This window comes from Syntrophomonas curvata (assembly GCF_052976825.1).
In genome coordinates this window covers 2,899,983-2,912,331 of record NZ_CM129641.1, presented here as the reverse complement: position 1 = coordinate 2,912,331, position 12,349 = coordinate 2,899,983, and the positions used below count along the sequence as shown (strand labels likewise).

The following is a 12,349-nucleotide window of genomic DNA, read 5'->3' as shown; positions in this document are numbered from 1 at the left end:
TTGAAGTTAAGATTGTACCATTAGTACAGGAGGATGGTTTGTGTACGATTTTGATAAATTAATGGCACGAGAAAACACCAATTGCGCCAAGTGGGATGCAGCGGAAAAGGGCCTGTTACCGATGTGGGTGGCGGATATGGATTTTCAGTCGCCCCCGGAGGTAATAGCTGCCCTGCTGGAGAGAGCGCGGCACGGGGTTTTTGGTTATAGCGGCGGATGCGGGGGCTGGTTTGAAGCCTTGATGCAGTGGATGACTAAGCGCTGCGGGTGGGCGCCGCAGAGGGAATGGATATCCACCGGCCCGGGAGTGGTAGCGGCCTTGTATATGCTGGTTCGAGCCTTGACCGAGCCCGGGGACCGGATTATTATTCAACCTCCGGTTTACCGGCCCTTTTATAATGTGGCCTCTTCCAACGGCTGCGAACTGCTGGAAAACCCGCTTTATTTTGACGGCGGCAAATATCGTATGGATATGGAGCAGCTGAAGCAAATGGTGGACTCCAGGGTTAAACTCTTAATTTTGTGTAGCCCCCACAATCCGGTGGGACGGGTATGGAGCCGGGAGGAACTGCTGGCATTGGGGCAATTTTGCCTGGAGCATGGGATTACTGTTATATCCGATGAGATTCACTCCGATTTGGTTTTCCCGGGTTTTAAACATAGGGTTCTGGCTTCGCTTTCCAAGGAATTGGAGCAGAATACGGTAGTCTGCAATGCGCCCAGTAAAACATTTAATATTCCGGGTATCCAGGCTTCCAATGTCATCATTGCCAATGAAAGCCTGCGCTCGGCTTACCGCCAGGTTTTGCGGGGCAGCGGCCTGGCCCTGCCCAATGTCTTCGCGGTTGCGGCGGTGGAGGCGGCTTATACTTATGGAGAGGCCTGGCTGGAGGAGTTGCTGCTTTACCTGGAGGAAAATTATCGATTGGCCGGCAGTTTTATAGCAGAGCGTATTCCTGAGCTTAAAATAGTAGAGCCGGAAGGCACTTACCTGCTGTGGTTGGACTGCCGCGGCCTGGGTTTAAATGATGAAGAATTGGACAGCTTTATCAAGGGGAAGGCTAAACTCTTACTGGAACCGGGCACTATCTTTGGCACCGGCGGCAGCGGTTTTCAAAGGATGAATATTGCCTGTCCCCGCTCCCGGCTGCTGGAAGCCCTGCAGCGACTGGAAGAAGCGGTCGGAGGTTAGAGAACGAGAAATAAGTCCGGGGATAGTCCCCGGACTTATTGTTGCAGAGCTGCGCCTATCCTTCTTCCCCAACCACTCCATTGCTGTGCAGGCTCCCCCGCTTCAGGGAGGCCAGTACTCCCAGTATACAGATAACAGTGAAAACGATAAATGATACCCGCATGCAGGCCAGGAAGGCGGCGGGGTTAGCTCCGGCCAGGGGCACCCGACCTACGAACAGGGCAATCAGGAGGGTCACGATTGACATGCTTATGGCCTGGCCTACCAGCCGCATAGTACCCAGGGTGGATGAGGCTATGCCGTATAGCCTCATGGGCACTGAGCCCATGATGGCATTATTGTTGGGGGATGCAAACAGGGCGAAGCCCAGACCGGCCAGGAGCAGGTTGGCTACCAGCCAGACTGGGGCAGTGGCGGCCGATATAAATATGAAGAAAAACAGGCTGAGGGCAGAGCATCCCATACCCAGAGATGCTACCAGCCGCGGCTCCAGGCGGTCGGAAAGGGTTCCGGCCAGAGGGGACAGTAGGGCCATGACCAGGGGCTGAGCCAGGAGAATGAGCCCGGCTGCCTGCGAGTCGTATCCCCGAACCACCTGGAGGTATACCGATAACAGGAAGGTTACGGCAAAGGTGGCGCTGTAGTTAATCATGGCCGCCAGGTTGGAAAAGGTAAAGGCCATGTTGTGCTTGAACAGCCGTACCTGCAAGATGGGATAGCCGCTGCGCAATTCCCAGGATATAAAAAGAAACAGCAGGACCAGTCCCAACAAAACCAGATAGCGCGACCATGCGAAGTCGGCAATAGAAGACAGACCATAGAGAAACGCCAATAGTCCCGCAATATAGAGCAGGCTGCCGGGGACATCGAATTTTTCACCGCGGGCTCCCGCCCATTCACTGCGCAGCCAGAAGTATATCCCGGCTACGGCTAGAAAGCCGAGCAGGGTAGTCAGGTAAAATATGCTGCGCCACCCCCAATAGTGGTTCATCATACCCCCCAGCACCGGCCCCACTGACAGGCCCAGATAGGTAACGGCAACACTGTAGCCCAGAGCGCGGCCTCTTTTATGAGGGGGATAAACTGAGGTGAGGATGGCCATGCCGGTGCTGAATATCATGGCCGAGCTTAAACCCTGCAGGAGACGAACGCCGATAACCATTTCCATGGATGAGGCCAGAGTGGTCATCAGGGTAAAAATGGTATAGAGGACGGTTCCCAGCAGGTACATGCGGCGCCTGCCGTGAATATCGGCCAGACGGCCAAAAGGCAGCAGAAATATGGCTGAGGCCAGCAGATAAGCGGTGATGGCCCAGCTAGCCAGTATGGCGTTGCTGCTGAATTCACGCCCCATAGCAGGCAGAGCCAGATTAATTGAACTGCCCATGAAGGTAGTCATAAACGAGGTAGTCATAACCGTATAAAGAGTAGTTTTTTCATTTGATGTATTGGCTTCCATAATCGCTGCTCCATCTTTTAATTCTTCTTTGGTAATCTCCAGAGGTCGGACAGATTTCTCTCCCACTGTTTATAATTGAATTTTCACAACCCGGCTAAGGTTGATGTTATTATACATCCTTTAAGGCTCCCGTTAAAAGGCTTAAAGGGGAGTCCTGCCCCTTTAAGCTATGGAATCAACCTGATAATTAGCATAATCAATAATCAATTTGAGAAAACAAGAACGATCTTGCCGTAGATGCTTTAACATGTTTTACCAGGTTTACAACAAGGCCATGAGTAGCTATTTTTCTGCATTATCGGCATCAGCAGTCCTGTAAAAAACGAAATAACTACAGTCTGCTGCCTGAATGGCATGCAATTTGCATGTCTGTTTTGTATCCGATTGATTTTTTAAAAAGGAGGGGTGGGAGTGGGAGCAGGTACGCAGGCGTTGGAATGCTTCGTTGCTGGAGTAACCGGAGTTTTTCTGGTCATGGCACTATTACAGCTGGCAGTTGTGTTCAGTTCCAAATTAGCCATCTGGATAGAATCACGCGGCAAGAAAGACGATGTCTCACAGGCAGGCAAAAGTTAAGAGACTAAACTAGGAGGTTAATCAGCAATGGATATTGTAAAGGACATACTTTTATCGACCGGGTTTTTTGCTTTGACCTGGGGCCAGGTATTAATGTGGGCAATAGGCGGCACCCTGATCTACCTGGCTATTAAAAAAGGATTTGAACCGCTGCTTTTACTGCCGATAGGTTTCGGCATACTTATGGCCAATTTGCCTCTGGCGCCGCTGATGAATGAAGGTTCCGGCCTGATATGGCGCTTTTACCATTACGGGCTGGAATGGGAAGTGATTCCTCCCCTGATTTTCCTGGGGTTAGGAGCTATGACCGACTTCGGCCCGGTGATAGCCAACCCCAAGACCCTGTTGCTGGGCGCCGCGGCTCAGGTAGGTGTATACCTTACCTTCTTCCTGGCTATTCTCTTAAAATTTACGGTGCCCCAGGCATCAGTTATCGGTATTATAGCCGGAGCGGACGGGCCTACCACCATCTACCTGGCTTCCAAGCTGGCGCCGGAGATGATGGGAGTGTGCGCCGTAGCCGCCTATTCCTATATGGCCCTGGTGCCGTTGATTCAGCCCCCGGTAATGAAGGCCCTGACCAGTGAAGAAGAACGCAAAATAGTAATGAAATCGCTGCGCCCGGTCAGCAAGCTGGAAAAAATCTTCTTCCCCCTGATTGCCATGCTGGTAATATGCCTGGTTGTGCCTGATTCAGCCCCGCTGATTGGCATGTTCATGCTGGGCAACCTGTTCCGGGAGTCCGGAGTAGTGGCGAGACTATCCAATGCGGCCCAGAACGAGCTGATGAACATAGTGACCATCTTCCTGGGCATATCGGTTGGCGCCACCATGTCGGCCGAGACCTTTCTAAGCTTTAAAGTTATCTACGTGTTCATACTGGGCTGTGCCGCTTTCATATTGGCAACCGGGACCGGTGTTATCTTCGCCAAAATTATGAATCTGTTCCTGAAAGAGAAGATCAACCCGCTAATCGGGGCCGCAGGAGTATCGGCGGTACCGATGGCAGCCCGGGTGGTGCACAAAGTCGGCTCAGAAGCCAACCGCCGCAATTACCTGCTGATGCATGCCATGGGGCCTAATGTTGCCGGTGTTATCGGCACCGCTGTAGCCGCGGGTATGTTTATCAGCGTATTGGGTTAAGACTAATTTCGTGACAATACGCTTAGTGGATATAAATAGAGGAAGGAGGGAAAGACTGCACCCTTATTTAGAAAGCATAAAGTTTCTGGATTTACTCATAACGGGTTGCAAGCGGTAACCTGAAATCCACAAATTAAAAATAATTAACAAATAGGAGGTAATAAACTATGGCAAACTTTGAAAGTCCGTTATCGGGGAAAATACTGGAACTGAACCTGGAGGTAGGACAACAGGTAAACGAAGATGACGAGGTCATCGTTATTGAAGCCATGAAGATGGAGAACCCCATCTACTGTCCGGAAAGCGGCACGGTAAAAGAACTGAAGGTCAAGGTCGGCGATCAGGTAAATGAAGGAGATATCCTGGCTGTAATCGAGTAGGCTTGTGATCTTTAATATAATTCGGAGGGTTGCATAATGGATTTTGCATTAACAGAGATTCAGAAAATGGTTCAGGATATGGCCCGCAACTTTGCAGAAAAAGAAATAGCCCCTTATGTGGATCAGGATGAGGAGAACCACTATTACCGCAGAGAGATCCTGACCAAAATGGGAGAACTGGGCCTTCTGGGATGGAGTATTCCCGAAGAATACGGCGGCAATGGCATGGGCTGGATGGAAGCCGTGCTGGCACTTTACGAAATAGCCAAAGTGCATACCTCCTGGAGGCTTTCCGTCAGCGGCAACTGCTGGGGCCCGGCTATGACCATCAACGAATATGGTACGGAAGAACAGAAACAGAAATATATCCCCGGCCTGGTAAGCGGCGAATATGTAGGCAGCTTTGCTATTACCGAAGCCAACTCGGGTTCTGATGTGGCCAGCATGAAGACCTTTGCCGAAGACAAGGGCGACCACTGGCTGATCAACGGCAGCAAAATGTGGATATCCGGCGGGCACGTATCTGATGTGGGACTGCTCTATGTGGTTACCGAAAAGGGGGCCGGAGCCAAGGGATTATCCTGTTTCATAATTGATTTCAACAACACCCCGGGTGTTACCAGGATACCTATCAACACCAAGTTCGGCATGTACTGCGCTCCCACGTCCGAGCTGGTATTTGAGAATGCCGTCGTTCCCAAAGAAAACCTCTTGGGACCTTTAAACAAAGGCTTCCAGATTTGCATGTGGCAGTTAAACAATACCCGCATGGGCTGCGCCACCGGCGCCGCTGCCTTATCGGCCGCAGCTACCGAGGGTTCGGTGCAGTATGCCAATGAGCGCACCCAGTTCGGCAAGCCTATCGGCAAATATCAGATGATTCAGCAGCAGATTACCGAGATGAAGCTGGAAGACGAGGCCGCCAAATACCTGGTTTACCATGCCGCCTGGCTAAAGGACAATGCTCTGCCCAACCAGCAGGCTACTTCCATGGCCAAGCTCTATGCCTGCAAGGCTGCGGTTAATGCTGCCAACCTGGCTATGAAAGTCTATGGCTCCTACGGTTATTCCACCGAATATCCCTGCCCCAGATGGCTAAGGGATGCCAAACAGTTTGAGACCCTGGAGGGAACCTCCAACATCCATACCCAGATCGTTGCCAACATCGAGCTGGGTTATGCGCCTAACAGATAAGCAATACCTTGAGCAGAGGGGAAGCTCATTCCCCTCTGCAAATAAAAACAGACCCCCTCCATGGGGACAAAGGATAGGACACAGACATTTTGTTTACCGCTTAAAGAAGGGAGGCCCCAGCATGGGAGAATACGGATATTCAATGCACCCCTATTTCAAGGAAATGCCCGGAGTGGGCAAGGAGCTTAGCCGGGAACTGAAACCGAACATCGAACAGATAAAAGAGGTAGAAGCCGAAGTAGCCAAAGAGATTGATAGAGTAAAAAATACCGGGAAATCTACCGAAGCCATGAACAGCAAAGGCGAGATGACCGCCTGGCAGCGTCTGGAGTACCTGGTAGACCCCGGCACCTGGTGCCCCTTGCACACCATATATGATCCGGTAGGAAACGAAGAGGGCAATACCGGAGTTATCGACGGCCTGGGTAAAATCGCCGGCAAATGGGCGGTCATAATTGCTTCCAATAACAAGATCATGGCCGGCGCCTGGATTCCGGGACAGGCGGACAATATCCTGCGCGTTACCGATATGGCCAAAAAACTGCATATCCCCCTGGTATGGGTACTTAATTGCAGCGGAGTCAAACTGATGGAGCAGGAAGAGGTCTATGCCAACCGCAGAGGCAACGGCACCCCCTTCTATCGTCATTCCGAGCTTAATCAGATGGGGATTCCGGTAATCGTAGGCATTTATGGCACCAATCCTGCCGGGGGCGGATACCATGCCGTCAGCCCGACCACCTTGATAGCTCACCAGAAGGCCAATATGGCAGTTGGCGGCGGCGGTATAGTCGGCGGTATGAACCCCAAGGGATACTTTGATGAAGAGGCGGCTGAACAGTTAATCGATGCCACCCGCAAATTCAAATCCACTCCTCCGGGCAGAGTTGAGATTCATTATAACGGGACCGGTTTCTTCAGGGAAGCCTGCGATACGGAAGAAGCTGTTCTTGATACCATCAAAAAGTACATGAAGGATATGCCGGCTTACCATCCTGATTTCTTCCGGGTAGCCGATCCGGCCGAACCCAAATTCCCGGCCGAAGATATTTACAGCCTGGTACCTTTCAATCAAAAGAGGGGTTATCAATTAAGAGAAATACTGGCCCGGCTTTTTGACAACAGCGAGCACATGGAGTACAAACCTGATTACGGCCCCGAGATTTACTGCGGACTGGCTAAAATTGACGGCTATCTCTGCGGTTTTATCGGCAACAATCAGGGTGCTCTGGGCGATTATCCGGAATATACCGACCAGTACAAGGGTATTGGCGGCAAGCTTTACCGCCAGGGCCTGATCAAGATGAGCGAATTTGTGACCTTCTGCGGCCGCGACCGTATCCCCCTGGTTTGGGTCCAGGACACCACCGGCATTGATGTGGGCGACATAGCCGAGCAGGCAGAACTCTTGGGCTTGGGACAGTCGCTGATTTATTCCATCGAGAGCACCGACATCCCCATGATGCTTTTGGTCTTAAGGAAAGGCACCGCTGCTGCCCACTATGTCATGGGCGGCCCCAATGCCAATAACAACAATGTCTTTACCCTGGGGACAGCCACCACTGAGATCTATGTCATGCACGGGGAAACCGCTGCCGCAGCCTCTTATTCCCGCCGTCTGGTGAAGGAAAAGGATGCCGGCAAGCCCCTGGAACCGGTAATTGAGAAAATGAATGACATGGTCAAGCAGTATTATGATAAGTCCCGGCCGGTTTATTGCGCCAAGAGAGGGTTTGTGGATGAAGTAGTCAATATGACCGGGCTGCGCGATTATTGCAAGGCTTTTGTTGGTTCGGTCTATCAGAATCCCACCTCCATCTGCCCCTTCCATCAGATGATTACCCCAAGGGTTATCAGGGGATAGGCCAGGAAGTCAACAATTTAAATAAATGACTTTTCCCTTAATGCCCGCTGTTATTTAGAACCCCCCACTCCTCCCCACACAGCGGGCAGATTAGGGAAAATTTCATACCGTTCCCTTTATTATGAGGCCGGTATGGCAATAATATAGATGTATATCCGGGGCTCCTGTAACAACAGGAGCCTTTATTAATGCAATAATGTGCAAAATGATAAACCTTGATAAAATGATAAATATTTTTTTAGCAAAAACGCTAAAAAACCCGGTTTATATGGCTTGGCATGAAAATTGCTATTATAAATAAACAATTGATATTATATTTTAGGGGGGATGTGAAATTGAAGCCGGACTTAAGCATAGAAGTATGTGGAAGAAAGTTTAAGAACCCAGTAGTTGTCGCCTCAGCGACACCGTCAAAGGATTCAAGCTTTATGAAAAAATGTGTTGACTATGGTGTCGGTGGAATCGTAGCTAAAACTGTAACGGTTGAACCCCGGCTGCAAAAACATGTGTCGCCGCGTTTTACCATACTGCATAAGAAGGGGTGGCCTTTTGCCTTTTCCAATTACTCTTGCGAGTTTCTTGCCACCCATACGCCGGAGGAGTGGGCCGAAGAACTTGCTGGCGCCGCGCGATATTGTCATGAGCATAATACCAGGCTGATAGGCAGCATATCGGGCACTACCCTTCAGGTATGGGCCGATCTGGCCCAAAAGATGGCTGGCACCGGTGTGGATATGCTGGAACTTAATTTCGGCTGCCCTCACCCGAATGACCTGGGCTATAAGAGCGGCCTGGAACTGGGAAGTGATCCGGAACTGGCCTGCGAGGTAGTCAAGACTGTAGTTGCGGCGGTTGACCTGCCGGTATTTGTAAAGCTGACTGCGGAAGGGATAAGTCCGGTTATGATGGCGCGGAAGATGCAGGAGTGCGGGGCCAGCGGGGTTACCGTGATTAACCGTTTCCCGGCCCTGGATATTGACATTGAGACCGGCAGACCCTTGCTGCATGGCTCTTTTGCTGGTGTGGGGGGACCGTGGATGCGCCCGCTGATGCTTAAATGGGTGGCCAAAGTAGCCCGGGAAGTCGATATTCCGGTATCTGCCACCAGTGGTATCTGGGACTGGCAGGATATTGTTAAGGCCATAATGGCAGGCGCCAGCACCGTACAAACCTGCACCGCACTTATGTATAGCGAGATGGGATTCCGCAAGATCAATGATTTTATAATTGGTTTGGAATCCTTTATGGAAAGGAAGGGTTTCTCCAGTATTGCTGAACTGAGGGGCATAAGTCTTGGCCAAATTGTAACCTGGGATAAAGTGGATCGTAAAACCAGGGCCACTTCGGCAGTTAACCCGCAGAGGTGCACGGGCTGCGGTATGTGTAAGGGCTGGTGTTTGTATGGAGCCATTTCTTTTAAAAGCAAGAAGGCCGTAATTGATCCCGGCAAATGCTCTGGTTGCGGCTTATGTGCCTCTCTCTGCCTGGACGAGGCTATCTTTATGCAAGGCCCGGTTCCTATTTTTCTGGGGGACTTTAATTAATGCTCTTATCCTGGCGGAGGTTATCAATATGGGGAAGATTGTGGGTCAGTAAGGATCTACCAGGCAGTTCTCAGGGTATATCCGAATAGTGAACGGAGGAGAATATGTAAATCCTTACTGATTCAGCGTTATCCGCATCGGCATCCTTGGCGAAAGGAATATTATGGCGTATGAAACTATATGAGGCTCTCGATTTGAAGCAGCGCGCGGTGGCAGCCTTGGTCGGCGGGGGAGGCAAGACCAGTATAATGTATCGCCTGGCGGAGGAGATACCAGCTTCCTGCCGGGTATTGGTAACCACCACCACCAAAATATTTGCTCCCGACCGGATAGGGTACCCTTGCTTCTATACCAATGAGGAGGGTTATAAAGACGAATTTCTTATAAAGGCTCTTCAGTCCGGCAAGAGACCCGTTTTGGCCTCCGTGAGAATCAAGGAAAATAATAAGCTTGATGGGGTTAAGCCCCAAACCCTTGCAGCCCTGTTTAAAGCCGGCCAAGTGGACTTTATGCTGGTGGAGGCGGATGGCTCCAAAGGGCGGCCGTTAAAGGGTCATTTAGAATATGAACCGGTAATTCCGGAGATAACTACCCGGTTGATAATAGTAATAGGAGCAGATGTTTTAGGCCGCCCCCTTGATTCGGAGTATGTCCACCGGCCTGAAATAGTGGCCGAGCTAACCGGGCAGGAGATGGGCACTGTAGTAAAACCTGACACCATAGCGCGGCTGATCAAACACCCCGGGGGAATATTGCGTACCAGCCCCGCTGCGGCAGAGAATATAGCCATCATTAACAAAATTGATTGCCTCGGGTCGTTGGATGAGGCATATGAAACCGCCCGGCTGCTTAAAAAAGGCAGCGGGATTAGTAAAGTAATCCTATGCTCTATGCGCAGTGAAAATCCGGTAGCGGATATAATAGAATAGCAGTCATGAAGAAGCCAGGCTGTGGTTTAATGGGTGCGCAAGTGCCTGTTAAACCACAGCCTGGCTTTAAAAAACTAGAGAACCTTAAGCGAATTTATCTCCTTAAGCCGACGATACAGGGTGGCGATACTTATGCCCAGATATTTCGCAGCCTGCTCTTTGCCTTCCGTAGTTGTCCCGAATTTCTCCAGAGCCTGGCAGACAGCTTCAATTTCCATGTTTTTAAGCTTGCCCTGTTGATTGGGGATAGTGCCTTTGAAGAGATTGCCATTTATCTGCAGGGGTTTATTATCGGTGCTGCTGTTTCGGAATAGGCGGTTGGGCAGGTGCTCCATCCCTATCACTTGGTCGTCTTCACTCATATTGATGGCATATTCGATGGTGTTTTGCAGTTCCCGGATATTGCCCGGCCATGAATAGTGGAGAAGCATTTTCTGGGCCTGAGGGTCGATTTTTTGCAGGCTGCGTCCCATGTGGCTACTGTATTTTACCAAAAAGTGATCGATCAGGATGGGAATATCTTCTTTCCGCTCCCTGAGTGGAGGGATGAAGACCGGAATAACGCTTAGCCGGTAATACAGGTCATCACGAAATTCGTGATTCTCGACCATTTCTTCCAGGTTGCGGTTGGTGGCGGCGATGATTCTGACGTCAATTGAAATTTGCTCTATCCCGCCCACCCTTTCAATAACCCGGTTTTCCAGTACCCGCAGCAGCTTGCTTTGCAGATGCAAAGGCATGTCGCCGATTTCATCCAGAAAAATAGTTCCCCCCCTGATAGATAGAGCTCTGGCTGAACGTAAAGAAGAGCTGGAAGGGGTTATTATAAATTGCAGCCTGGGATTATATCCGTTGCATACAGCTTCATCCGATCCATCCTGCCAGCATTTTATTTATAACTGCTGGCATTGTTCCGGGTCTGATCGCAGTCTGTCCAATTACTTCTATGTGCCCGCTCTTTACTATGAGATGCCCAAAACCGTACGGAGCAAGATGCGTGATACAGTGATGCTGCAGGTCGCCCCTATGGATAGACATGGTAATTTTAACTTTGGACCCAATGGAGGCCATATTGGCGAACTCATCCGCAATGCCAAAAAAGTCGTTGTGGAAGTAAATGAAAACATGCCTGTAGCTTTGGGGGGGAACGACACCTCAGTTAATATAGCAATGGTTGACGCAGTTGTGGAAGGAGATAATCAGCCCATGATTACCATACCGTTGCCGCAGCCCGATGATGAAGATTATAGTATTGCCCGGTGGGTGGTTAATGAAATCCCTGATGGCGCCTGTGTTCAATTGGGAATCGGGACTATGCCCAATGTGATAGGAGAACTTATCGCTGACTCAGACCTGAAAGATCTGGGGGTCCACTCTGAGATGTTGGCTGAAGCTTACCTTAATATGTACCGGGCGGGGAAAATAAGCGGTTTAAAAAAAGGTATGGATATTGGCAGAATGGCCTATATTTTTTCACTTGGCACTCAGGATATGTATGACTTTATTGATAATAACCCTTTATGTGCCATGTATCCGGTGGATTATATAAATACACCCAGCCAGATTGCCGGAAATCGAAATGTGATTGCTATAAATAACGCCCTGGAGATAGATCTCTTTTCCCAAATAAATTCCGAATCCATAGGTACCCGGCAGATTTCCGGTACCGGTGGCCAGGTTGATTTTATGTTGGGCGCATATCTATCCGAAGGGGGAAAGGGAATAATTTGCATGAAGTCAACCTACACCAATAACAAGGGGGAGGTTTCTTCCAGAATCCGTGGCGCCTTGAGCAAGGGAAGTATTGTTACTGTACCCAGGACTATTGTTCACTATGTGGCCACAGAATACGGAATCATAAATTTAAAGGGCAAATCGACCTGGGAAAGGGCTGAAGCCCTAATCAGTATTGCCCACCCAAGCTTCAGGGAAGAGTTGACTAAAGAAGCTCAAGAAATGCGCATATGGACCAAAACCAATAAGATTGCATAACAGTAGCCATAGAGGAAACCGGCACTCATATATCCTGGTATTAACGCCTCGGGGTTATATCTATTTGGTAGGCTCC

Annotated in this window: 11 protein-coding genes; 9 read left to right on the top strand and 2 right to left on the bottom strand. The window is 50.1% G+C overall.

Features of this window, described 5'->3' with window-relative positions:
- Window positions 1–40: 40 nt before the first annotated feature.
- Window positions 41–1,192: a MalY/PatB family protein gene (locus tag ACU70B_RS13395; RefSeq protein ID WP_447184022.1), complete on the top strand. Its 1,152-nt coding sequence runs from the start codon at window positions 41–43 to the stop codon at window positions 1,190–1,192.
- Between the two features lie 55 nt (window positions 1,193–1,247).
- Here the strand turns inward: ACU70B_RS13395 and ACU70B_RS13390 are convergent, their stop codons facing one another.
- A complete protein-coding gene (locus tag ACU70B_RS13390) occupies window positions 1,248–2,651 on the bottom strand; it encodes an MFS transporter (RefSeq protein ID WP_447184021.1) in 1,404 nt (467 codons plus the stop codon).
- A 411-nt stretch (window positions 2,652–3,062) separates the two neighbouring features.
- Here ACU70B_RS13390 and ACU70B_RS13385 point away from each other — a divergent pair, with 411 nt between their 5' ends.
- From ACU70B_RS13385 to yqeC, 7 genes are all read left to right on the top strand, one after another.
- A complete protein-coding gene (locus ACU70B_RS13385; protein WP_447184020.1) occupies window positions 3,063–3,227 on the top strand; it encodes an oxaloacetate decarboxylase subunit gamma in 165 nt (54 codons plus the stop codon).
- 27 nt (window positions 3,228–3,254) lie between these two features.
- Window positions 3,255–4,370 carry a sodium ion-translocating decarboxylase subunit beta gene (locus tag ACU70B_RS13380; RefSeq protein WP_447184019.1) on the top strand — a complete coding sequence of 372 codons (1,116 nt, stop codon included), beginning with the start codon at window positions 3,255–3,257 and terminating at the stop codon, window positions 4,368–4,370.
- A 167-nt stretch (window positions 4,371–4,537) separates the two neighbouring features.
- A complete protein-coding gene (locus ACU70B_RS13375; protein ID WP_447184018.1) occupies window positions 4,538–4,750 on the top strand; it encodes an acyl-CoA carboxylase biotin carboxyl carrier protein subunit in 213 nt (70 codons plus the stop codon).
- A gap of 36 nt (window positions 4,751–4,786) precedes the next feature.
- Entirely contained in the window at window positions 4,787–5,944 is a 1,158-nt protein-coding gene (locus tag ACU70B_RS13370; protein ID WP_447184017.1) for an acyl-CoA dehydrogenase family protein, read from the top strand.
- Between the two features lie 121 nt (window positions 5,945–6,065).
- On the top strand, window positions 6,066–7,808 hold the full coding sequence (locus ACU70B_RS13365; RefSeq protein ID WP_447184016.1) for an acyl-CoA carboxylase subunit beta: 1,743 nt from the start codon (window positions 6,066–6,068) through the stop codon (window positions 7,806–7,808).
- 278 nt (window positions 7,809–8,086) lie between these two features.
- Entirely contained in the window at window positions 8,087–9,352 is a 1,266-nt protein-coding gene (locus ACU70B_RS13360; RefSeq protein WP_447184015.1) for a tRNA-dihydrouridine synthase, read from the top strand.
- A 170-nt stretch (window positions 9,353–9,522) separates the two neighbouring features.
- A complete protein-coding gene (gene yqeC / locus ACU70B_RS13355; protein ID WP_447184014.1) occupies window positions 9,523–10,281 on the top strand; it encodes a selenium cofactor biosynthesis protein YqeC in 759 nt (252 codons plus the stop codon).
- A 74-nt stretch (window positions 10,282–10,355) separates the two neighbouring features.
- Here yqeC and ACU70B_RS13350 read toward each other — a convergent pair whose 3' ends face one another.
- On the bottom strand, window positions 10,356–11,021 hold the full coding sequence (locus ACU70B_RS13350; protein WP_447184013.1) for an AAA-type ATPase lid domain-containing protein: 666 nt from the start codon (window positions 11,019–11,021) through the stop codon (window positions 10,356–10,358).
- On the opposite strand from ACU70B_RS13350, the gene ACU70B_RS13345 reads away from it, so the two are divergent.
- Window positions 11,020–12,273, top strand: coding sequence for an acetyl-CoA hydrolase/transferase family protein (locus tag ACU70B_RS13345; RefSeq protein WP_447184012.1), 1,254 nt, complete (start codon window positions 11,020–11,022; stop codon window positions 12,271–12,273). The two genes, ACU70B_RS13350 and ACU70B_RS13345, sit on opposite strands and share 2 nt — an antisense overlap.
- The last annotated feature ends 76 nt before the right edge of the window (window positions 12,274–12,349 follow it).